Source organism: Lysinibacillus sp. NPDC097868 (assembly GCF_044761135.1).
Taxonomy (GTDB): domain Bacteria; phylum Bacillota; class Bacilli; order Bacillales_A; family Planococcaceae; genus Lysinibacillus.
In genome coordinates, this window is the sequence record NZ_JBIWBS010000002.1 from 313,035 (window position 1) to 336,531 (window position 23,497).

At 38.1% G+C, this 23,497-nt stretch carries 22 protein-coding genes; 19 read left to right on the forward strand and 3 right to left on the reverse strand.

The annotated features are described in order from the left end of the window. The first annotated feature begins 18 nt into the window (after window positions 1-18). Window positions 19-1,707 carry an FAD-dependent oxidoreductase gene (locus ACIQXJ_RS16335; protein WP_403055062.1) on the forward strand — a complete coding sequence of 563 codons (1,689 nt, stop codon included), beginning with the start codon at window positions 19-21 and terminating at the stop codon, window positions 1,705-1,707. 269 nt (window positions 1,708-1,976) lie between these two features. After that, a complete protein-coding gene (locus ACIQXJ_RS16340; protein WP_403055060.1) occupies window positions 1,977-3,665 on the forward strand; it encodes a GNAT family N-acetyltransferase in 1,689 nt (562 codons plus the stop codon). Between the two features lie 75 nt (window positions 3,666-3,740). Here the strand turns inward: ACIQXJ_RS16340 and ACIQXJ_RS16345 are convergent, their stop codons facing one another. Beyond that, a complete protein-coding gene (locus ACIQXJ_RS16345; protein ID WP_403055058.1) occupies window positions 3,741-4,346 on the reverse strand; it encodes an NUMOD4 domain-containing protein in 606 nt (201 codons plus the stop codon). Window positions 4,347-4,548: 202 nt separating this feature from the next. Between ACIQXJ_RS16345 and ACIQXJ_RS16350 the strand changes: the two genes are divergently transcribed. The 11 genes from ACIQXJ_RS16350 (at window position 4,549) to ACIQXJ_RS16400 (ending at window position 14,475) form a co-directional block, all read left to right on the forward strand. Further along, complete coding sequence (locus ACIQXJ_RS16350; protein ID WP_340822660.1) at window positions 4,549-4,752, forward strand: helix-turn-helix transcriptional regulator; 204 nt, start codon at window positions 4,549-4,551, stop codon at window positions 4,750-4,752. A gap of 2 nt (window positions 4,753-4,754) precedes the next feature. Next, window positions 4,755-5,057 carry a hypothetical protein gene (locus tag ACIQXJ_RS16355; protein WP_401012746.1) on the forward strand — a complete coding sequence of 101 codons (303 nt, stop codon included), beginning with the start codon at window positions 4,755-4,757 and terminating at the stop codon, window positions 5,055-5,057. A gap of 40 nt (window positions 5,058-5,097) precedes the next feature. Then, window positions 5,098-5,550: an SACOL1771 family peroxiredoxin gene (locus ACIQXJ_RS16360; RefSeq protein ID WP_403055056.1), complete on the forward strand. Its 453-nt coding sequence runs from the start codon at window positions 5,098-5,100 to the stop codon at window positions 5,548-5,550. Window positions 5,551-5,712: 162 nt separating this feature from the next. Continuing rightward, window positions 5,713-6,348 (forward strand): sugar transferase, encoded by a 636-nt coding sequence (locus ACIQXJ_RS16365; protein ID WP_403055054.1) that lies wholly within the window; start codon window positions 5,713-5,715, stop codon window positions 6,346-6,348. A gap of 18 nt (window positions 6,349-6,366) precedes the next feature. After that, the gene (locus tag ACIQXJ_RS16370) at window positions 6,367-7,491 is read left to right on the forward strand and encodes a glycosyltransferase family 4 protein (RefSeq protein ID WP_403055052.1); all 1,125 of its coding nucleotides are present in this window, start codon (window positions 6,367-6,369) and stop codon (window positions 7,489-7,491) included. Then, window positions 7,484-9,166: a GNAT family N-acetyltransferase gene (locus tag ACIQXJ_RS16375; protein ID WP_403080873.1), complete on the forward strand. Its 1,683-nt coding sequence runs from the start codon at window positions 7,484-7,486 to the stop codon at window positions 9,164-9,166. The genes ACIQXJ_RS16370 and ACIQXJ_RS16375 overlap by 8 nt, the downstream gene beginning before the upstream one ends. Next, window positions 9,147-9,893 carry a hypothetical protein gene (locus ACIQXJ_RS16380; RefSeq protein WP_403055048.1) on the forward strand — a complete coding sequence of 249 codons (747 nt, stop codon included), beginning with the start codon at window positions 9,147-9,149 and terminating at the stop codon, window positions 9,891-9,893. The genes ACIQXJ_RS16375 and ACIQXJ_RS16380 overlap by 20 nt, the downstream gene beginning before the upstream one ends. Further along, on the forward strand, window positions 9,881-10,897 hold the full coding sequence (locus tag ACIQXJ_RS16385) for a polysaccharide deacetylase family protein (RefSeq protein WP_403055046.1): 1,017 nt from the start codon (window positions 9,881-9,883) through the stop codon (window positions 10,895-10,897). Before ACIQXJ_RS16380 ends, ACIQXJ_RS16385 begins: the two co-directional genes overlap by 13 nt. Window positions 10,898-11,113: 216 nt before the next feature. After that, window positions 11,114-12,385: an imidazolonepropionase gene (gene hutI / locus ACIQXJ_RS16390; protein WP_403055044.1), complete on the forward strand. Its 1,272-nt coding sequence runs from the start codon at window positions 11,114-11,116 to the stop codon at window positions 12,383-12,385. A gap of 1 nt (window position 12,386) precedes the next feature. Further along, window positions 12,387-13,385 (forward strand): agmatinase family protein, encoded by a 999-nt coding sequence (locus ACIQXJ_RS16395; protein ID WP_403055042.1) that lies wholly within the window; start codon window positions 12,387-12,389, stop codon window positions 13,383-13,385. Between the two features lie 202 nt (window positions 13,386-13,587). Then, entirely contained in the window at window positions 13,588-14,475 is an 888-nt protein-coding gene (locus ACIQXJ_RS16400; RefSeq protein WP_401012728.1) for a 5'-3' exonuclease, read from the forward strand. On the opposite strand, the gene ACIQXJ_RS16405 is transcribed toward ACIQXJ_RS16400, so the two are convergent. Together ACIQXJ_RS16405 and ACIQXJ_RS16410 are read right to left on the reverse strand one after the other, a co-directional pair. Further along, complete coding sequence (locus ACIQXJ_RS16405; protein ID WP_403055040.1) at window positions 14,468-14,971, reverse strand: C39 family peptidase; 504 nt, start codon at window positions 14,969-14,971, stop codon at window positions 14,468-14,470. The genes ACIQXJ_RS16400 and ACIQXJ_RS16405 overlap by 8 nt on opposite strands. 379 nt (window positions 14,972-15,350) lie before the next feature. Continuing rightward, window positions 15,351-15,695 carry a thioredoxin family protein gene (locus ACIQXJ_RS16410; protein ID WP_401012940.1) on the reverse strand — a complete coding sequence of 115 codons (345 nt, stop codon included), beginning with the start codon at window positions 15,693-15,695 and terminating at the stop codon, window positions 15,351-15,353. Window positions 15,696-16,155: 460 nt separating this feature from the next. On the opposite strand from ACIQXJ_RS16410, the gene ACIQXJ_RS16415 reads away from it, so the two are divergent. The 6 genes from ACIQXJ_RS16415 (at window position 16,156) to ACIQXJ_RS16440 (ending at window position 23,488) form a co-directional block, all read left to right on the forward strand. After that, window positions 16,156-18,540 carry a 3-hydroxyacyl-CoA dehydrogenase/enoyl-CoA hydratase family protein gene (locus ACIQXJ_RS16415; protein ID WP_403055038.1) on the forward strand — a complete coding sequence of 795 codons (2,385 nt, stop codon included), beginning with the start codon at window positions 16,156-16,158 and terminating at the stop codon, window positions 18,538-18,540. Between the two features lie 44 nt (window positions 18,541-18,584). Further along, on the forward strand, window positions 18,585-19,757 hold the full coding sequence (locus ACIQXJ_RS16420) for an acetyl-CoA C-acetyltransferase (protein WP_340822676.1): 1,173 nt from the start codon (window positions 18,585-18,587) through the stop codon (window positions 19,755-19,757). Between the two features lie 71 nt (window positions 19,758-19,828). After that, complete coding sequence (locus tag ACIQXJ_RS16425) at window positions 19,829-21,613, forward strand: acyl-CoA dehydrogenase family protein (protein ID WP_403055036.1); 1,785 nt, start codon at window positions 19,829-19,831, stop codon at window positions 21,611-21,613. Between the two features lie 456 nt (window positions 21,614-22,069). Continuing rightward, window positions 22,070-22,423 carry an arsenate reductase family protein gene (locus ACIQXJ_RS16430; protein WP_340822678.1) on the forward strand — a complete coding sequence of 118 codons (354 nt, stop codon included), beginning with the start codon at window positions 22,070-22,072 and terminating at the stop codon, window positions 22,421-22,423. 81 nt (window positions 22,424-22,504) lie between these two features. Continuing rightward, window positions 22,505-22,885, forward strand: a complete 381-nt coding sequence (gene gcvH / locus ACIQXJ_RS16435) for a glycine cleavage system protein GcvH (RefSeq protein ID WP_340822679.1) — start codon at window positions 22,505-22,507, stop codon at window positions 22,883-22,885. Between the two features lie 261 nt (window positions 22,886-23,146). Next, window positions 23,147-23,488: a toprim domain-containing protein gene (locus ACIQXJ_RS16440; protein WP_401012717.1), complete on the forward strand. Its 342-nt coding sequence runs from the start codon at window positions 23,147-23,149 to the stop codon at window positions 23,486-23,488. Window positions 23,489-23,497 lie beyond the last annotated feature (9 nt).

A 23,497-nucleotide genomic window follows, 5' to 3' on the forward strand; every position in this document is an offset into this window, starting at 1 on the left:
AAGGTGAGGAATGTAAGTATGAAATGGGATGCGAGTTATGATGTAGTAGTAGTAGGATCAGGCGCTGCAGGTTTGACAGCAGGACTAACAGCAAAGTTGCAAGGGATGAAATCATTAGTCATTGAAAAAACTGATCGTTACGGTGGAGCATCTGCCCTATCGGGTGGAGCACTATGGATTCCAAATAATCATGTCATTAAAGGTGCAGGTGTTCCTGACACGCATGAACTAGCACGTTTGTACTTAGATTCAACTATTGGTGATCGTGTGCCAACCGCATTAAAAGAGGCTTATATAACGCAAGGACCTGAAATGTTAATGTTTTTAAACCATCATACTAATCACATGCGATTCCAATATGCTACAGGCTATTCGGATTATTATCCTGAAAAACCAGGTGGCCTATCACAAGGGCGCTCAATTGAGCCACTTATTTTTGATTTGCAAAAGATGGGAACTTTAGCTGATACGATGCGCCGGTCTACTATGTCGACTAAAGGCTTCACGATGAATAGCTATGAATTCCATAAGGTAAATATGATAAGGCGTACAATGAAAGGAAAAACAACAGCATTAAAATTAGGGATGCGCTTAGTGAAGTCTAAAATAACAGGTAGTGAGCCTGTAGCGTTAGGGCAATCTTTAATTGCACGCTTACGTATGTCACTTGCAGAAGCGAATGGGGAGTTATGGGTTTCGACGGCATTTAAAGATTTTATCGTAAAAAATAATCGCGTGATTGGTTTAATCGTAGAACGGGATGGACAAGAAATGCAGATTGAAGCCAAACAAGGTGTAGTGCTTTCATCTGGAGGCTTTTCACACAATCAAGCGTACCGAGAGAAATATTTGCCTTCCCCAACCAATGCAAAATGGACATCGACTCCAGAAGGACAAACAGGTGATTGTATTGCACCAAGTGTTAAAATTGGGGGAACGTTAGATTTAATGGATAAAGTATGGGGGGCGCCTTCAGTATTAGATCCAGAAGGACATCCATTTTTCTTAGTGGCAGACCGTGGCGTACCAAATATGATGGTGGTAGACAATTTAGGCAATCGTTTTTTAAATGAAGCTGCCCCTTATCATGAGTTTGTAGATAATATGTTTGCACACCATAAAAAAACGAATACTGGAATACCTTCTTGGATTCTTATTGATGCAACTGCAAAGAGTCGATATATATTTACAGGTTTGTTCCCTGGACAAGCTTTCCCAAAAAGCTGGTTTGACAATGACATTGTGAAAAGTGGGAAAACAATAGAGGAATTGGCAAGTCAAATGGGTGTGCCATCAGAAAATTTAGTTGAAACGGTCGCGCGTTTTAATACATTTGCACGTAATGGACACGATGATGATTACAATCGTGGGGAAAGTGCTTACGATAACTATTACGGTGATCCTACATTAAAAAACCCAAATTTAGCTGAATTGAAGGATGCACCTTATTATGCATTACGGTTATATCCAGGTGATATTGGCACGAAAGGGGGCCTCGTTATAGACGAACATGCTAGGGTTGTAAAGAAGGACGGAACGCCAATTGAAGGATTGTATGCGTCTGGTAATTGCTCCGCTTCGATAATGGGCGAAACATATCCAGGACCGGGTGCTACACTTGGACCAGGAATGACGATGAGCTATATCGCAACGTCGCATATGGCGAAAAGTAGTAAACAAGAAATAGCAGCTCTTATTGAAGCTTAATTTGTACGATACAAAAAACCTTCTTATTCTTTCGATATGGAGGTTTTTTTGTCTGGTTAAAAACTTGAGAAGTGTACAAGTAGAATGCATTTTTACTAATAGAATCAGACTATTGGTAAGTGCAATTGTTCTAATTTTGTTCGTTTTTGAATATAGTGGCTACTGAGTGAAGAAATAGGACAGCACAATGAAATGCTAAAAACAATAACTAGGTTTTATATGGAAAGCAATGCTTTGTTATTGAAAGTGAAAAAGGAGTGACTACACACGTGCTAGAGTATAGACTCGTGACAACGATTAACGAGCTAGAGACATATAAGGATACTTGGTCTGAAATACTTGAACGTGAAAAAAACGATAATCCATTTATAGAATATGAATGGATTTCGACGTGGTGGATGGTAGTAGGGCACGATGTGAATGTGGAAATTTACATTGTTGAGCATAATGGAGAAGCTATAGCGTTTTTCCCGTTAGTTCGTACGAGTAGATTTGGTGGCATTCACCAATTTAGCTTTTTAGGACAAGGACTTGCTTCTTATATGGAGGTAATTGCCGAAAAAAGATGGAAAGAGCAGGCTGTGCATTATTTATTAAAGGAACTTACAAATAAATTTTCAAGAGTTATCTTCGTATTACATGGCTTACTCGAAAGTAAGGATACATCTCAAATATTAGAAAAATATACGCTAGCATATCAATTGCCCTATTCGGTTTTTCGTGTTGTCACACCTTATATAGACTTTAAGTCAATTGAATTACCCGATTTTTTTGCGAAGCATAAGCGAAGATTTAAGAGTATTAATCGTCGAGAAAAGCGGTTGAAGGAACTTGGGAAAATAACTTATCAAAAAGCACATGCTGGAAGTTTAAATAACATGTTTCGATTGTTTGAAAGAAGATGGCAAAAAAAAATGGATACGAGTGGATTTACGGACGAACGATCAAAGGCATTTTTTGAACAGCTTGCAAAGCAGCAAAATGGAGCATTATGTTTAAAAGTTCACAGTTTGCAATTTGAAAATATTTGGATTGGCTTTACTTTAGATATTTGTTGTAGAGGGAGAAATTTTTGTCATGCTATGGGGCATGAACCTGATTTCAATATGTTTGGACCTGGACGTTTAATTGAGAAGGAAAATATGCTCAAGGCACATAGTATGAACTATCATCTATATGATTTTGGTATTGGGTATGAGCCTTATAAGTTTGACTGGTATACACATTTAGATTTTACAAGAAAATTTATTATGAGTACTACAGGGATGAGGGAGCGAGCGCTTCGTAATGTAATGGTGCTGCAAGAATCGATGTTAGCCATGGTGAAAACAAATCGCAGGATTGTAGAGTGGAAACGTAATACATTAGGAGAATTAAGATACTTGTTCACAAAAGCCAATATGAATGAGTGGTTTTCGATGCTAAAATGCAAGGTTTTTAATGGACATGTATTTAATATTTATTATTTAGATGAAAAAATGTGCGACAATAAACCTAACTTTCAGGAAATATCTATTCAATCGGTGCTTGACCACGATCAGCGAACTGAGCTCCTTGCTCATTATTTCAAAGGCTATAAGCTCTATGGACAGAAACAGGGGATTTCATTTTTGCGCCATGATAAATTTATCCACGAGGAAGCGGATGGGTTTATGCAGGAATTGCCACCAAATACTACATATATAAAAAATTATGCACTACCTAAACTCCAAATTATTGTAAATGAAGTGCAACGAGAAGGGCGTGCAATTTGTACATCGGCTAATTGGTTTGAGTGGCGAAAACGTAGGACGTTGAATGCATTAGGTTTTCGAAGGGTAGAACGTGTATGGGTAAATCAACTGTTAAAGTGGAAAAAAGTACATCGTCAAGAAAAGAAATGGGTGAAATTTTTTTTAAAGCAAGGACAGCAATCAGAACATAGCTGGCACCTAGCACTACTTTCCTTCCTAATATAACAAAAAATCCTTAGCGTCTTTTTATAGGCGCTGAGGATTTTTTACTTGCTTGTATCGGAGCTGTATATGCTCTTGTTAAAAGTGAATGCCTGGCTTGTCAATTAGCTTACAGCCTGTGCCATATTTCGCTTTTAAGGCACCTTTAAAGTTTGTTTGTTCAAGCTCGGGGAATGCCTGCTTCCATAGTTCGAATACATTATGGTTTGATGCTGTGCCATCTTTTGTTAAACGGACAATATGAAAACCATATTCATCATTGCAACGAGCTAATGCACGATTTTCGCGCACTGTAATAATGCGTCCGCTCTCAGTTATTTCATAGAGTTCTTCATAGCCTGCGATTGCACGGCTTTGTTCTTCCAAGCTAGTCGTTTTTATAACAGCCTTTTTAACAGAATTTTGTTCATTAGCCACATTAACAGGAGTTTCAGTTTTATTTTCCTCAGGAAGTTGCTCAACGATAATAAAATCCTTATTTGAAGCTTTATCACTCATTGTCACCATTACATTCATAATGGAACCTACATAATGCATTGGTTTATCATTACCTTCTTCATATACGAAAATATTATAGTCGGTTTTATTAATCTTTTTCATAATAATATTTCCTGTTGAAATCGTAAAACCGATAAATTTGTTTTTATTAAGTGCTTGTAGTGCTTGTTGTTTTGTTAAAGTCATTACTAAATCTCCTAAATAATTGTTTTTTCTATTTTACCATAAAATAAGTCTCCCTGTTTTTCGATGGTTGTTGTTATACAAAGCGAGGAAGTTATTGTGTTATTTTCCGAAAATTCGAGAAAAAATGTAAAGTATGCTTTACAAATAAAAAATAGTAAAGTACACTTTACGTAAAAGTTGCTTTACATCGGGGTGGTGAAAAATGGAACAACGTATTAAAGAACTAAGAGCATCATTTGGTTGGACACAAGAACAGCTATCCGAGAAACTAGGAGTTTCAAGGCAGACAATTATTTCTATAGAGAATGGTCGTTACAATCCATCTTTAGAGCTTGCGTATAAAATCGCAAAATCATTTCAACTAAGTATTGAAGAAGTATTTATTTTTGAGAAAGGTAGTGATTGAATATGAGTTTGGAACAAATGTTAGGATTTCTTGGTATAGTGCTTGGCATTTCAGGAGGTCTTTTTGGACTTTGGTGGGGACGTAGGATGGCAGCACGTAAAAATGGGCTCGATGAAAGATATGAAAAAATTACAGTAAGCTCACTAGCGAATGGGTGGAAAATAACGGTTATCTCCATTTATGTTCTATTTCTATTGCTGATAGCTGGTGTTCAGTTATCTACCGCTCAGGCTTTAGGAATCCTTTTACTAATTCATATGGCTGGATGGGCATTTTCGACAGTTTATTATAATTTAAAATATTAATTCCAAGTAATGGAAAATAAAATTAAGAGGAGCATTTTAAATGCAGCACAAGTTTGGTATGAATTTATCATGGTCGCAAGGAAGAAATGGTACAGGGAACTTAACGTCAACTAATTTGAATACAATCGTATCTATTCCTCGGGAAATGAATGGACCAGGAATAGGAACAAATCCAGATGAAATGTTATTAGGTGCTTCAGCAACTTGTTATTTAATTACATTTGCAGCATTACTGGAAAACGCCAAAATACCAGTAGAGGCATTGTCGATGGAGTCAGAAGGGTTTGTAGATGTAACGGAGGGTGTTTTTACATATGAGAGAATTGTCCATAAACCAAATGTAAAAGTACCGCATCTACCTGAACGTGAAGAGAATCTTATTAATCGGTTAGCTCAAAAAGCAGAACAAACGTGTATGATTAGTAAAGCATTAAAGGGAAATGTTCAAATCGAATGTCACCTTCAAATTGAGCAGGCGTCTGATTGTCAGTAATTAACTTAATCGCTTGATTATTAAAGGAATTATGCCAAAAGTTTTTCTGGTGTAATTCCTTTTGTCATATTTACAGAGTATTTGCTTTGTCTGAAATAGTTCTATAAATGGGCGAAATGAATATATAAAGTTAAGCACTAAAAAAATGTAAAGGATGATGTATTGCACGTACAGACAGCTGAGACAATCACATTTTACGGTCAGTATGGTAAACGGATTTTTGATATAATTGGGGCATTTATTTTAATAATTATTACAATTCCTCTTATGTTAGGTGTACTCCTCCTATTATTCGTTACTACAGGACGCCCCATTTTTTTCAAACAAATTCGAACTGGTTACGAACATCAACGTTTTATCATTTGGAAATTAAGAACAATGGCTATTCAGGCAACACCTGTCAACATGCCTGCTATATGTACAGAAGGTATTCCAGATGATTACTATTTCAAAACTGACCAAGATACGCGCATTACAAAGATAGGAGCAATACTACGTAAGTTAAGCATCGATGAAATTCCGCAGCTTTTAAACGTATTAAAGGGAGAAATGAGTATTGTTGGACCAAGGCCCGAAGTACCGACAATTACGAATAGTTACAGTGCATTACAGGCACGCCGTTTGGAAGTAAAACCAGGTTTAACAGGGCTTGCACAAATTAACGGACGATCTAATATTTCGCATGGTCAAAAAGTCTCCTATGACATTCATTATGTGGAAAACATAACGTTTTGGATGGATTTAAAAATTGTTATGAAAACCTTTTTCGTCGTTCTAGCTAGAACAGGAGCTTACTAAAAGAGCAAGAGGTGAAGGATGCTGAAGATTGTTCAACTAATAACACGTATGGATAAAGTAGGAGGCGCTCAAAAACATGTGGAGGCACTTGCTATAAAGTTAAAGCAAGATGCCCATAAAGTTACGATTGTTACAGGTTATTATGATGCTTCATTATGGCGTTTACAAGATGAGCAAATTGATGTAATCAGTATCCCTGCCATGCAGCGGGCAATTCATCTAACAAAAGATATCCAAGCACTTTGGCAATTACGAGCTACTTTTAAAAAAATACAGCCTGATGTCATTGCTACACACTCTTCTAAGGCAGGGGCAATTGGACGTATTGTCGGTGGCCTTTTGCGCATCCCGACGATTTTTACCGCACATAGCTGGAGTTTTACAGAAGGGGTGCCACAAAAAAAGCAACTGATGTATCGCCAACTTGAAAAAACGGTCCAGCCACTAACAACTAAAATCATCACCGTTTCTGATTATGATCGTAAGTTGGCATTAACAAGAGGCATTGCACCTGCTCATAAAATGCAGACGGTTCATAATGGCATTGAACAATTAGCAACGCAAATAGCACCAAATAGAGTGAAAAATGAGCATCCGCAAATTGTTATGGTTGCTCGCTTTGAGGTGCCAAAAAGGCAGGATTTACTGTTGGAGGCTTTGATGGAGTTATCGGATATACCTTGGCACCTTCAATTTATTGGTGATGGATCTTTGCGTCCCCAATTAGAAAGTTATGTTAAAGACAAAGGTTTTTCAGAGCGAGTTACGTTTTTAGGCAATCAATTAGATGTCACAAAATGGCTTGCTCAGAGTCATATTTTTGCACTGTTATCAGACTGGGAGGGTTTACCCATTTCAATTATTGAAGCGATGAGAGCAGGACTTCCTATCATTGCCACGAATGTTGGTGGAGTCAATGAGTTAGTGACTGATAAAGAAAATGGATTTTTAATCGCTCGTGACGATCCAGGCCTACTGAAAAAAAGGCTTAGACAGCTTTTAACGGATGAAACGCTATGCGAAAAAATGGGCGATGTAAGTGAACGACGTTTTTTACGTGATTTTACGTTTATTCCTATGTATCAAAAAACATTATCAATCTATGAACAGGCAATTTCAAAGTTTGAAAAAAAGGGTGATTAAATTGCAATTAATTCGCATTAGAACAGAAGATGAACTTGTGTATTATAAGGGGATTTGGGATGAGATATTAGCGAATGAACACAATGATAATCCGTTTATTGAATATGCATGGTTTTATAACTGGTGGATTACTATTGGAAGAAAAGAGCGTATCGAGTTATATGCTGTGCAAAAGGATGAGGATATTATTGCATTTTTGCCATTTACGGTACGAATGCTTTGGGGTGTTCGTCTATATGCCTTTACAGGTGAAAATATCGCGAATTATTCGGGTGTTATCGCAAGAAAAAAATGGCAATTACCTGCTATAACATTTGTATTTGATGAGCTTATGAAAAAGCATCGTCATGTACTATTTTCATTTCATGGATTACTTGAAAGTAAAGAGTCCTCGAAAGCAATTGAGCAATATTTCGTTGAAAGGCAATTACCGCCACATATTTTTCGAGTAGTAACACCATATCTTGCCTTTCAAGACGTCGACTTCAATAGCCATTTCAATAACCGTAGAAAAATGCATGGTATAGATAGAAGAGAAAAAAAGCTGCGTAACTTAGGAGCTTTACGTACAAAAACACCTGAACAAGAAAATCTTTGGCAAATGTTTAGATTATTTGATCGACGTGGGGCAAAGAAGATGGATACGAGTGGTTTTACAAAAGGAAAGAAAAAGGAATTTTTTGAACGCATTTTCCACCTTAAAGGGGAAGCGATGCAAGTAGAAGTAGACGCACTTGTTTTTGAAGATCAATGGCTAGCCTTTAACTATGGTATTTGCTGTCGAGGACGCTATGTCACTTACGCACTCGGACATGAGCCGAACTTCAATATTTTTGGGATTGGTCGTTTACTTAATCAAACTACGATAAAGCGCACTTTTTCAGAAAATTATCGTATGTTTGATATGAGTATTGGTTATGAGGCTTATAAATTTGATTGGCGCTCTGGCATCGATTTTACGAGACGTATTGTTGCAAGTAGTAAGACAAAACGTGCAAAGGTATTGCTTGGTTGGATTGTACTGAAGGAACGTTTAATGGAAATGCTAAAAAGTAGTCAGCGTTTCGTTGGATGGAAACGTCATACTCTTGGTGAAATGCGCTATTTAGTAAAGTATGGAAAAGTGAAAGATTGGCTAGAATATGGACAACAATTCGTTGAAAAGTTTGTTCGTTTTAAGCAAGTGGACTTGTATGAGTTATCCCCATCTGATCGAGTCGTTCCACAACAACCAGTAGGGGAGTTGTTTGAGGAAATGCCGATTCAAGAGGCAATGTCACTCGATCAGGAAAAGATTATTTCATTATTTTATAAGGGGTATACCATTTATAAAGATTCCTTTGCACAGACGACGAAGCCTGCATTTGCATTACATACGAAAAACTTACGTGTGGATGCATTGCAAATCGTTGAATCGTTGCCTAAACAAACCTACTTTTTGAGCTATGATTTCTATAAAGAGATAGGTGTTGTTACTGCATTTATTCAAAAAATAAAGCCAAACGAAACACTTTGGATGACAGCAAGCATTTGGCAATGGCGTAAGCGAAAACGATTGCAGCAATTAGGCTATAAACGTATTTCTCGAATGAAGCATTTTAAATGTGCTCGTTATGAGCGCAATCATGTAGAAAATTACACAGAGAGTGGGGGCGATGTTCATTCTATCCATTAGAAGTAAGCGATGGAATATCGCGATGCAGCATATTTACTTTGCAGAAAAGCTAGCAAATACTAGAAAGTCAATGAAGTTAGTTTGTCACACACATTCACTTGTTCCGAGCCGTAAGCTTGTTAAACGTGAAGCGGTTCATATTCTATTAACTGATCATGAGTGCTCGATGTATACAGCACTTTCGAAAAACAATCGAAAACTGCTACGTCGCGCACAGGAAGAGCCCTATCAAGTATTTTTATATAAAGAGCCTTCTGAAGAGAACTTACGAGCTTTTCAACAGTTTTATAATGATTTTGCAAAAAGGAAAAAAATTGAACAAATTACTAAATCGCAGATGGAATCCATTATGCTTTTAAATCAAAAAAACGCTTTGTTTTTGTCAGAAGTACGTAGTATGTGTGGACAAACATTGTGTTATCGATTGGATATTGTACATGCACAAAAAGCGATGTCCTATTATGTAGCGACAAGTGATGCTTTATCATTGCCTGCCCATTTAAAGCGTCCATTACGTTATGCGAATCGTTTCTTGTTATGGCACAATTTAATGTATTTAAAGCAGCAGGGATTTGTACTATACGATATGGGCGAGCTAACAGATGTCGAAACGATTCGTCAATTTAAATTGAGCTTCGGTGGACAAGTTGTTAACGTATATTCAGGCTACATCGCACAATCGAAAATTAGTGCGTTGTTATTGGGCGTGCAAAAGTGGAGAAAATAGCAATCAATGCAAAACATGGTGGTTTAGTGATTTCACTGGACTTTGAGTTAAATTGGGGTGTCCATGATGTATTTCGGCATGGGCAATATAATAAAAATTTATATGGTGTTCGTCAGGCATTACCTAAAATTCTGATGCTGTTTAAGCAATATGAAATCCATGCGACATGGGCTACTGTTGGATTATTATTTGCAGAATCTAAAGGTGAGATGGCTCATTACTTGCGAGGCATTCCAGTGAAATATAAACAAATGCGGTATGCAGCACATTCCCAGCTTGCGAAAGTAGGGGAAAATGAGCAAGAAGATCTTTTACACTTTGGTAAATCATTAATCGAAGAAATTATTCAAACACCCCATCAGGAAATTGGTAGTCATACATTTTCCCATTTTTATTGTTTAGAAAGTGGACAAACAGAAACGGACTTTCTTGCGGATTTACAAGCAATGAACATGATATGTGACGGGTATATTGAACCGATGAAGTCCATTGTTTTTCCGCGTAATCAAGTGAATGACAATTATTTAGCTATTTGTCAGCAAGTAGGATTTGTTTGCTATAGAGGAAATGAACTACATGATTTATACAATCCTAAAAAGTTCACTAAAAAAAATCGATTATCATTTGGTGTAATGAAATGGCTGGATAGCTATGTTAATGTAACTGGCAATCATATGGTACGACTGGAAGAGATGCAAGGGGATGCATTTATTAATGTTCGAGCAAGTGCATTTTTAAGACCATATAGTAGCTTGTTGCGCGCATTTGAGCACCTCAAGGTAAAACGAATTAAAGAAGGAATGCTTGCTGCTGCAAAGGAAGGGGCTTTTTATCATTTGTGGTGGCATCCGCATAACTTTGGAAAACATATTGATAAAAATTTGGCGATGCTCGAGGAGCTTTTGCAATATTATCAAGAATTACAGAAGGATTATAATTTCCAGAGCTATTCCATGCACGAGGTAGCTAGGCTATGTAATGTAAGCAATAACATTTCTGAATAGAGTGTTATTGCTTTTTATTTTGGTTGTTAGAATTCGTCTTTTACTTATATGGAGGTTCTGCTTTTGTAGAATTTTTAAGAGAATAAGAGGGAAATTACTTGAGCGTGACGAAGATGTAAGTTACTTAGTGTTAAATTAGTATTTAAGGGTGTTTACCCTATATAGAACAAGCAGAAGGAAAGAATTAGCTTTCTACATAACAAAGGGGAGTTAGGGATGATGGAAAAGCAACAAAGGCCAATTTGGATTCAAAATATTTCTCAATTAGTGACAGTTGCAAGTGACAAGAAGGGACCTCGTGTACGTGAAGAAATGCGAGAGCTTGGGATTATTGAAGGTGGAAGCGTCTGGATTGAAGATGGTACTATTCAAGATCTTGGTACGACTCGTGACATGATACTTAAATATTTACCCCGTGCAGAGGAAGCGGAGATTGTAGATGCAACAGGAAAAATTGTGACACCGGGATTGATTGATCCTCATACACATGTTGTTTTTGGTGGAAGCCGCGAGCATGAATTTGAGATGCGTTTAGAAGGTGCGAGCTATATGGACATTATGAATGCTGGGGGAGGCATTCATGCAACAACTCGAAAAATGCGCACATTGACAGAAGAACATATTTTCAATCAAACGACGAGACGCTTGGATTTATTTTTACAGCATGGAGTCACAACATTAGAAAGTAAAAGTGGCTACGGATTAGATTTAGAAAATGAGCTAAAGCAACTACGTGTCATGCAGCGCTTGCAAAAAAAGCACCCAATGGACATCGTACCAACCTTTATGGGAGCACATGCAGTACCAGAAGAATATCGAGAGAACCCAGAGCAGTTTGTTGATTTAGTTATTGATGAAATGATTCCTGCAGTTGTTCAAGAAAACCTGGCAAAATTTATTGATGTATTTTGTGAGGTCGATGTCTTTACACCGGAGCAATCCGAACGTATATTATTGGCTGGCAAGGCACAAGGGCTCATCCCTAAAATACATGCTGATGAAATTGAAGAAAATAAAGGTGCACATATTGCGGCAAAAGTAGGGGCCATCTCTGCCGAGCATTTATTAAAAGTTTCGGATGAAGGTATAGAGGAGCTTGCTAAATCGGGTGTTATTGCATGTTTATTACCAGCGACCGCATTGTATTTAGGAGAAAAACCTGCACGTGCTAGAGACATAATTGACGCAGGTGTGCCTGTAGCCATTTCGACTGATTGTAATCCTGGATCCTCTCCAACAATTTCGCTTCCTCTTGTAATGAACCTAGCATGTATCACAATGAAAATGACACCAGCAGAAAGCTTATGTGCTGCTACGTATAATGCTGCTTGTGCATTGCAAATTGAAGATCGTGTTGGCTCCATCGAAGTAGGAAAGCAAGCTGATTTAGTTCTATGGGATGTTCATAATCATCAAAAGCTACATTATATATTTGGTGTGAATCATGTGAAAAAAGTTTGGAAAAAAGGCGTGAAGGTGGTAGGTTAAGATGTTTATTCAACCTGAATGGCAATGGAAACAAGAAAATGGCTCAGGTATGCATCAGTGGATTAAGCAAAAACAAAATCCACATGCAAACGATGTGGATATTATTGTGTATGGAGCATTACTATCATATGCAAGTGATCCATCACAAAAAGCTCAGTATCCTAATGCTTTTCGTAAGGCATGGTCCAGTTTTCAATCTTATAATTTAGACGAACAAGTTGATTTACGTTCATTAGCAATTGTTGATATTGGTGACGTAGCGATAGATTCGAAAAATCGAATGCTTTCGGAATCGGCAATAGAGGCGGCGGCGGAAAACTTAAGTATTGCCTATCAAAAAAGCTTCACATGCCTTATTGGTGGAGATCATGCGATTACTGCTTGTTCATTAAGAGGGATTAAAAATGCTTTTCCGAAAGATCGCATTGGCATTATTCAGCTTGATACACATTTAGATGCAAGAAATCAAGAAGAAATTGGATTAGCAATGAATTCGCCAATTCATCAACTTATTGCATCAGGCGTTGTAGAGGGAAAGCATATTTATAATGTCGGCTTGCATGGCTTTTTTAATTCGCCTGAAATGATTTATTATGCACGTGAGCAAGGAATGCATATGATTACGTTAAAGCAGATGCGACGCGACGGTATACAGTTGACTATCCGTGAAATGCTGCGTCAGCTTATGCATGAAGTAGACAGAATTTATGTGTCTGTTGATTTAGATGCACTGGATATTACATTTGCACCTGATGTACCTGCGGCCACACCTGGTGGGTTAACAGCCTATGAATTATTTGATATTTTAAAGCTTATTGGCGAAAATGAGGGCGTACGTCATATTGATTTTATTTACGCTGATCCAAAACAAAATGAACTTCGTATAGAAACAGTAAAAACGGGCGTTACAGCATTTTTACAATGGCTAACTGGCATTCAATTGGATCACCACAATCGTATATCAAGAAAAGAAAAAGCAGACTATGGGGTTACCCCATAGTCTGTTATTTGCATAAAGAAGAATATTGACGTTGATTTCCGCTACGGACGGGCGCTTTCCGTGGACACATCTAAATTGTTTGAGTGCCTGACACTTAAATACACTTAAATTAATGCGATAGTTTGCTATAATAGAAAAATGCTTATTATTCTTTAGATAATGTCTAAACGCTAGAATAATAGATTAGAGAGGATTTTTCATCATGACTACAAAACCAAAATTGCTTATTGTAGATGGTATGGCATTGTTATTTCGTTCCTTTTTTGCCTCAGCTGCAATGGGGCATTTTATTCGCTTAGAGGATGGCACACCTTCTAATGGTGCGCAAGGGTTTGTCCGCCATGTGTTGACGGCACAATCTATTATGCAACCAACACATTTAGCTATTTGCTGGGATATGGGTTCACAAACATTCCGCAATGAATTATATGATGGCTATAAGGCAAATCGCCCAGCACCGCCAGAGGAAATGCTTCCTCAATTTGATATGGCTAAAAACTTATCTCAACATATTGGGTGGCAAAATTTCGGCGTTGTCGGTATGGAGGCGGATGATTTAATCGGCTCAATGATTACCAAATGGCAAGATGAAGCCGATATTACGGTTATTAGTGGGGATAAGGATTTATTGCAACTGTTGACGCCTACAACGCAAATAGCATTTACGAAAAAAGGTTATACAGAGTATGATCTTTATACACATTCTCGTTTTAAAGAAGAATATGGGATAGAACCGATTCAATTTGCACAAGTAAAGGCTTTTATGGGTGATACAAGTGATGGCTATCCGGGCGTTAAAGGGATTGGTCCAAAACAGGCGCTGAACCTTATTCAAATGTACGGCTCTATCGACAATGTTATTTCTTCCTTAGAGGAATTAAAGCCTGGTCAACGTACGAAAATCAAAGACAATCTTGACATGCTGAAGTTATCACACGAACTAGCAACAATTCAAACGAATGTACCGATAGAAGCAGATATTGCTCAATTAGTAGTGCCAAACTATGAGCAACAGACATTTAAAGCGATAGAAGAACGTGGCTTTACACTTATTGCAAAGCAGGCACGTTCATTGTATTCCCTTATTTAGGTGCTATTTTAACGAAGCTTAACACTTTTTCATTACTTTGAAATAGAGCAGTACGGATTTGGCTGGCACGATTTTTGCCACCATTATCATGGAAAATTAACAATAGCTCACCGTCTTGCACCTCATAGCCAATGAGTGGTACCCAATGATAGACAAAGGTAGATTTTTTATTAAACCATTGCAAGCTAAAATAACGGTCAAAGCGCATTGCAACGGGACGTCCTGCATCTATCTCCTGCAGCGCCTCTTTTAACGTACAGTTGCGTATTTCCCATGTCGGTAACAGTTTCCGAAGGTTATGAATTAAACGCCATTTAAACAAGCCAATCTTTGTGCCGCCGAGTAGTTCATAAAGTTCGTTAACCGATGGAGCTGTCGGACTATAGTAGTGCAGAATGACATGGATTGTTGTTGGCCCACAGGCAGAATTACGATATTTAGTTGCAATGAATGCTTCGTATTGTGATATTCCTTGTATCGGCAAATACTGTTTCATAAAAATCTCCCTTCGAAAAAGAACTGTTTAAATGTAAGTCTTATGCGCTTTCACACATAATTACGTGGAATCCTTCTTTATATTATGAATAGGCTGGGACAAAAGAGAAAAAGTGTTAGATTGTTTGCAAACAATCTAACACTTTTTTGCTGAGACAGTTGATGTTCGCTACGGCTGACGCTTTCCGCGGACACACCGCAAGGCCGCATACCTCGCTATCGCGTGGTTTGTTGCGTCTTACATTTTGTCCTGTTTCCACTGGAGTCACCGCCTTCGCTACTATCAACCAGTACTATCTATGGCAACAATTTACGAAAACCATTGCCCATTTTGTAAATTTAAGAGTTATGTCCCAGCAACATTACTTTTTTTCCTAGATTTATTGTTGAGCTGCTAAAAACTCAGTAACTTGCTGAGGTGTTTTAGCGTTAGCACTATGTAAGTGTGCTAATTTTTCACCGTTTTGGAAAATTAATAAGCTTGGAATACCCATTACATCGTATTTATCTGCGATTTCAGGAAGTTCGTCGCGGTTAAGCTCGTACCAATCAAATTGGTTGTACTCTTCAATAATTGGATCGATAAACATATTCATGCGTGTGCAATCAGGACACCATCCAGCATAAAATTTCACAAGTACTTTTTGCTCACCAGAGATAAGCTCATTAAATTGTTCTGCAGTAGTTATTGTTTTCATTAGTATTTCACTCTCCTTGCTAACCATTTTACACATTTTCTCTTCATCCTGAAAGTTATCTGTTTGGGATATGTAGACTCTACTTATTGTCCTATTTTCGCTCGTAAAAAACAAAAAAAGTTGTATATTGTAAAAATAAATGAAGAAAAAAGATTGCTAATTTAGACAAAATAATCTACACTAAAAACAGAAAAAGTAGTTTTATTTTCATTCAGTGGAAGACTTTTCTCGTGCTGATTTGAGTTGCATATCAACTGACTGAAGATAAGTCTCTGGCGCTTGTCACAGATTATGAAATGACATCAGTTAAAATCTTTTAGCTAAAAATCTGCGACAATGTAAGTGATTGCGACTAGCTAGCATACATTGTAAAAGGTCAACGTGAATGTCAAAATCTAAGCAAAAAATGCCAAAGCGAAATTTTGATTTTTTTTGGCCAAAAAATGAATGGCTATTCATTCAATGGGAGAATAAGGGGGAATTGCTTGTGACTTATAACATTAAAAAAGCGGCTGTTCTAGGTTCTGGAGTAATGGGTTCTGGAATTGCAGCACATTTAGCAAACATCGGTATTCCAACATTATTATTAGACATTGCACCGAAAGAACTAACGAAAGAGGAGGAAGCAAAGGGTTTAACTTTAGAGCATCCAGCTGTAAGAAATCGCTTTGTGAATAGTGCTCTTCAAAAGTTAGTAAAGCAAAAGCCAGCACCACTTACTTCTAAGAAAAATTTATCGCTACTAACGGTGGGGAACTTTGAAGACGATTTAGACAAACTAAAAGATGTAGATTGGGTAATTGAAGTTGTTGTTGAAAATCTAGCAATTAAACAAAGTTTATATGAAAAAATTGATGCTGTACGTACAGCAGGTACAATTATTAGTTCTAATACATCAGGCATTAGTATTAATGCAATGGTGGAAGGGCGTTCAGAAGATTTCCAAAAACATTTTTTAGGGACGCATTTCTTCAATCCGCCGCGCTATTTAAAATTACTTGAAGTAATTCCTGCAACGACAACTGCACCGGAAGTTGTAGACTTTATGAAAAAATTTGGTGAGGACATTCTTGGCAAAGGGGTCGTACTAGCAAAAGATACACCGAACTTTATTGCCAATCGCATAGGCACATATGGCCTGCTCGTTACTTTACTGGAAATGATGAAAGGCGGCTATTCTGTTGGCGAAGTAGATTCAGTGACAGGTCCACTTATCGGTCGTCCAAAATCTGCTACTTTCCGTACGTTAGATGTCGTTGGCTTAGATACTTTTATCCATGTGGCAAAAAACGTATATGACCAAACGTCAGGAGATGAACAGCAAGTATTTGCAGTACCGGAGTTTTTGCAAAAAATGGTTACAAACGGCTGGCTAGGTGCTAAGTCTGGGCAAGGATTCTTCCTGAAGCAAGGAAAGGAAATTTTAGAAATTGATCCAAACACATTAGCATATAGCCCTGCAAAAAAATTACAAACACCTTCAATTGAAATGGCGAAACAAACGCGAGGGTTAGCTAATAAAGTTAAGGCATTAACATATGCTAAAGATCGTACAGGTGAGCTGTTATGGGGGATTTTTGCACCTACATTAATTTACTCTGCACAGCTACATGGTGAAATTGCTGATGATATTGTGGCAATAGATAATGCAATGAAATGGGGCTTCGGCTGGCAACAAGGACCATTTGAAATATGGGATGCCATCGGTGTTGCAGAATCCGTTGCCAAAATGGAAGCGGAAGGTCGCGAGATCCCTGTATTTGTCAAAGATATGCTAGAGAAGGGCTTTACTACATTCTATTCAGAGCTTGAAGGTGACGTAGCGTATTATAATGGGTCGCAATACGTAAAAGTCCCTGTTAATGAAAAAGAAATTAACTTAAAACGCTATAAAAAGAAACATGGCGTTATTAAGTCTAATACAGGTGCTAGCTTAATAGATTTAGGTGACGGAATTGCACTACTTGAGTTCCATTCCCAATCAAATGCTATCGGTTTAGATATTATTCAAATGATTAACTACGCAATAGATGAAGTGGAAGCAAATTATAAAGGCTTGGTAATCGGAAACCAAGGTAAAAACTTCTGTGTTGGTGCTAACTTAGGAATGATTTTAGTAGAAGCACAGGATGATAACATTTTTGAACTAGACTTTGTCATTAAAGCATTCCAAGATGCTATGCAAAAAATAAAATATTCTAACAAACCTGTTGTGGCAGCACCGTTTTCGATGACGCTAGGTGGGGGTGCAGAAGTATGCTTACCTGCTGCACATATCCAAGCGACGATGGAAACTTATATGGGCTTAGTAGAAGTCGGTGTTGGTTTAATTCCAGGTGGTGGCGGTAATAAAGCGCTTTACCAAAAGTTCTTGAAAGGTTTACCAAATGGCGTTGAGGTAGACTATCAAAATATTGCTAATAAAGTATTCGAAACAATTGCGATGGCTAAAGTTTCAACTTCAGGTGAGGAAGCGCGCGATAATAACTTCCTAGATTTTGCAGATGGTATTTCAGTCAATGCAGATCACCAAATTTATGATGCAAAGCAAGCTGCTTTGGCACTTTATGATGCAGGTTACCAACCACCAGTGCCAACAAAGGTACCTGTTGTCGGTGCATCGGGCTACGGTACGTTACTAATCGGTGCTCAAGGCATGTTTGAATCAGGTTTCATTAGTGAACATGATTTAAAAATTGCTAAGAAGTTAGCGTATGTAATTGCAGGTGGAAAAGTTCCATATGGCACATTAGTAGATGAGCAATACCTATTAAACTTAGAGCGTGAAGCATTCCTAAGCTTAGTGGCAGACCCGCTATCTCAACAAAGAATGCAACACATGTTATTAAAAGGAAAACCACTTCGTAACTAACTAGACTAAAATGTTTGCACATGAAACAAAGGGGGATTTAGACGATGCGTGAAGCCGTTATTGTAGCAGGAGCACGAACTCCTATTGGAAAAGCGAAAAAAGGTTCATTAGCAACAGTAAGACCGGATGATTTTGGGGCAGCAGTTGTCAAAGAAACATTAAAGAGAGCGGGCTATGAAGGTCCTGTCGATGACTTAATTTTAGGCTGCGCAATGCCAGAAGCAGAGCAAGGGATGAATGTAGCTCGTAGTATTGGAGCGCTTGCAGGGCTGCCAGATACTACACCTGCACTGACAATTAATCGATTTTGTTCATCGGGTTTACAGGCAATAGCATATGCAGCTGAACGTATTATGCTTGGTCATTCAAAGGCCATTCTTGCTGGCGGTGTTGAATCGATGAGTATGGTGCCAATGGTAGGAAATACACCACGCTTAAATCCAACATTAGCTGAAACTGCACCACAATACTATATGGGGATGGGGCATACAGCAGAGGAAGTAGCACGTCAGTACAATGTTAGTCGTGAAGATCAAGATGCATTTGCTGTACGATCACATATGCTTGCAGAAAAAGCAATTAAAGAAGGTAAATTCAATGATGAGATTGTTCCGATTGAGGTGGAACAACATTATGTGGATAACAATAATAAACTACAGGTAAAAAAATTTACCTTCAGTGTTGATGAGGGCGTTCGTCCAGGCACATCAGTTGAAGGTTTAGCTAAACTTCGTCCTGCATTCCATGTAAAAGGAAGTGTTACAGCAGGTAACGCTTCTCAAACTTCTGATGGCGCTGCTGCAGTTCTAGTAATGGATCGTGAGGAAGCCGAAAAGCAAGGAATGACACCGATGGCTAAGTTTTTAGGCTTTGCGGTTGGCGGAGTTCCACCTGAAGTAATGGGTATCGGTCCAATCGTAGCAGTTCCCAAAGCACTTGAAATTGCAGGTTTATCAATTCAAGATATTGATTTGTGGGAAATTAACGAAGCATTTGCCTCACAGTCATTACAGGTTGTTCGTCATTTAGGCATCGACCAAGAGAAAGTCAACGTGAATGGTGGAGCAATTGCTTTAGGACATCCACTTGGCGCAACAGGTGCGATTTTAACGTTGAAGCTAATTCATGAGCTGAAACGACAAGGTAAAAAATATGGTGTTGTTACGATGTGTATCGGCGGTGGTATGGGCGCTGCTGGAGTATTTGAGATTTTATAAGTTATGTGAAATTATTTGAGAATTGTGAATTGTGTGAGTGCCTGGCACCTAAAAATAAGGAGGAATTTAACATGACAGAAAAAACAACAGATATCATTAAAGGCGGCGGATTTATCATTGAGGACGTGGCATTGGATCGCGTATTTACACCAGAAGATTTTACAGATGAGCATAAAATGATTGCCAAAACAACTGAAGAGTATGTTGCTAATGAGGTATTACCTGTAGTTGAAAACTTAGAGCATCATGAGTTCGAGCATTCAGTACGTCTACTGAAAAGTGCTGGTGAACTTGGTTTATTAGCTGCAGATGTACCAGAAGAATACGAAGGTCTTGGTTTAGATAAAGTATCTTCTGCATTAATCGCTGAAAAAATGTCAGTAGCTGGAGGCTTCTCGATTACACATGGTGCACATGTAGGGATTGGTTCATTGCCTATCGTGTTATTCGGGAACGAAGATCAAAAGCAAAAGTATTTACCGAAGCTTGCTTCTGGTGAATTAATTGCAGCTTACGCATTAACAGAGCCGGGGTCAGGTTCGGATGCTTTAGGTGCCAAAACGACTGCAAAGCTAAATGCTGCTGGTACTCATTATGTATTAAACGGTGAAAAACAATGGATTACTAACGCTGGTTTTGCCGATGTCTTTGTTGTGTACGCAAAAATCGATGGCGATAAATTTTCAGCATTCATCGTGGAACGTGCCTATAATGGTGTTTCTGTAGGTCCAGAAGAAAAGAAAATGGGTATCAAATCTTCTTCAACTCGTACATTAGTGCTTGAGGATGCAGAAGTCCCGGTAGAAAATCTACTAGGTGAAGTAGGTCGTGGACACGTAATTGCGTTTAACATTTTAAATATCGGTCGTTATAAATTAGGTGTAGGAACAATCGGTGGCTCAAAACGTGCTTTAGAGCTAGCTATTCAATATACAAACCAACGTCAACAATTTAAAACGAAGCTTTCAGATTTCAACTTAACGAAAGAAAAACTATCGACAATGGCGTCTCAATTATATGCGTCTGAGTCATTAAATTATCGTACGGTCGGTTTATTTGAAGATCGTTTAAGCCAACTAAGCCCTGAAGAACAAAAACAAGGTAAAGTTATTGCAAATGCAATTGCTGAATATGCAATTGAATGTTCGATTGCAAAAGTGTTTGGTTCGGAAACATTGGATTATATTGCAGATGAAGCGGTGCAATTACATGGTGGTTATGGCTTTATGGCAGAGTATGAAGTGGAGCGTATTTATCGCGATTCCCGAATTAACCGTATTTTCGAAGGTACAAATGAAATTAACCGCATGATTGTACCAGGTACATTTATGAAAAAAGCATTAAAAGGCGAATTGCCATTATTACAGGTCGCACAAAACTTACAACAAGAACTTCTTATGCTAATGCCTGAAGATGTAGGCACAGAGCCACTAGCACAAGAAAAATACCTTGTGAAAAATGCTAAGAAAATTGCTGTGTTAGCAGCTGGTATGGCAGCGCAACGCTATGGAGCGAAGCTTGACCAAGAACAAGAGGTATTAGTGAACATTGCCAATATCGCCAACCAATTATTCGCTATGGAGTCTGCTGTTTTACGTACAGAAAAGGCAATTGCGCGTGAAGGTGCAGAAAAATCACATCAAAAACTACTTTACACACAAATCTTCTGCCAAGAAGCATTTGCAGAAATTGAGAAAGAGGCAAAGGATACAATTCTTGCTTCAGCAGATGGAGATACTGCACGTATGACATTGTCAGCATTACGTAAACTGACTCGTAACAATCCTTATAACCTAATTGCTAAAAAGCGTGAAGCTTCAGTTAAACTAATCGAAGCAGAAAAATTCATCGTATAATATAATCTTTGACCTAGCTACTTGCTATAGGGTAGCTAGGATCAGAATATCGACAAAAGACAACGAGAAAATCATTCTTGTTGTCTTTTATCATATGGGTGCCAGGCACTCAAACAATTCTGAATTTTGCTAGTAGATATTAATGTAAGACGTAACAGACCGCGCGCTAGCAAGGGTTACGGCTTACACTGTGCCAGCGGAAAGCGCAGTGGATTTTTTGCGAAATAGAAGCCGATATGATGCTAGGAATCTTTGCTAAGTGCCAGATGCGAGGTGCCAGGCACACAAACAATTTCTGTGCTGGTCAGACCGTCCACCCGTAGCGAAAATTAATGGCGGTAGCCGCATTCGACATTACTAATTTATCTTGCGTAACTAGCCAATAAATGTTTCATTTTGGCTCATACTAGTTATGATGGTATACTACAGGAAATGATAGCAGAGGAGCCTATAAATATGATTCAATTTATCCATTACCCTAAATGTACAACTTGTAAAAAAGCGCAGAAGTGGTTAAACGACAATGGCGTTTCATACGAAGAGGTACACATTGTTGAACAACCACCTACGAAAGAGCAAATAAAGAGTTATTGGCAAGCTAGCGGACAGCCACTGAAGAAGTTTTTCAATACATCTGGCATGAAATATCGTGAACTTGGGTTGAAGGATAAACTGGCGGAAATGCCGGAAGATGAACAGCTCACACTACTTGCTTCGGACGGTATGCTAATTAAGCGACCGATTGTTACTGATGGAAAAAAAGTAACGTTAGGTTTTAAGGAATCAGATTTTGAACAAGCGTGGAAATAACAGCTTTAATCCTTGTTTTTATGAAAGAAGTATGGCACACTGAAAGTGAATATATTACATATTTATGGAGGGGTTTTTGGCATGAGCACACCTAAAGACTTACGTTACTCTGAAGAACACGAATGGGTAAAATTAGAAGATGGTAAAGTACGTATCGGTATTTCACATTTCGCACAATCTGAATTAGGAGATATCGTTTTCGTTGAGCTTCCACAAGTTGGCGACGAAATTAAAACAGATGATCCATTTGGAAGCGTAGAATCAGTAAAAACTGTTTCTGAATTATACGCACCAATTTCAGGTACTGTAGTTGAAGTAAATGCAGATTTAGAAGATAGCCCTGAATTCGTAAACGAATCACCATACGAAAAAGCATGGATGATCGTTGTAGAACCTGCTGATGCTTCAGAGATTGAAAGCCTTATGACTGCAGAACAATACGAAGAAATGATTGCAGAATAAACAAGCCTATAATAGAAAAACGTCGGCATACACACCGGCGTTTTTTATTATATAACACGAGTTATTAGTTGTTAATTTGATGTGTACAAAGCTAAACTCTGCAAGTAAACGATAGTATAGTGACTCACCAAAATGTTGTCCAAATTGCGAAGAGACATGTGGAAATGATTGTTAACAAGTAGATCTATGCATCGTGTTAAATCAATCAGGAAATTGCGATGAATTATTGTAGTAGATAACTGTCTAAATGGGGGTGGCGTGATGTTCGAAGGGAAATGTTTAATCGTGGAAGGCCGTTCGGATAAGCTTCAAATAGAACCTATTTTGAGTGAAGATGTTACAATACTTTGTACAAATGGTACAATTGGTGTGCATCAATTAGAAGAATTACTCGACCCATATGAGGGCTGTGAGCTATATACATTTTTTGATGCAGATGCATCAGGAGATAAACTACGAGCATTAATGGACAGACATTATCCTGAGGCGGAGCATTTGCGGACAATGCCTACTTATAAAGAAGTAGAAACTACACCGAGGAAAGTGCTTGCGATGATTTTATTACGCGCGCATTTTTCCATCCATAATGAATATATTTTGTAAGGTTGCGTG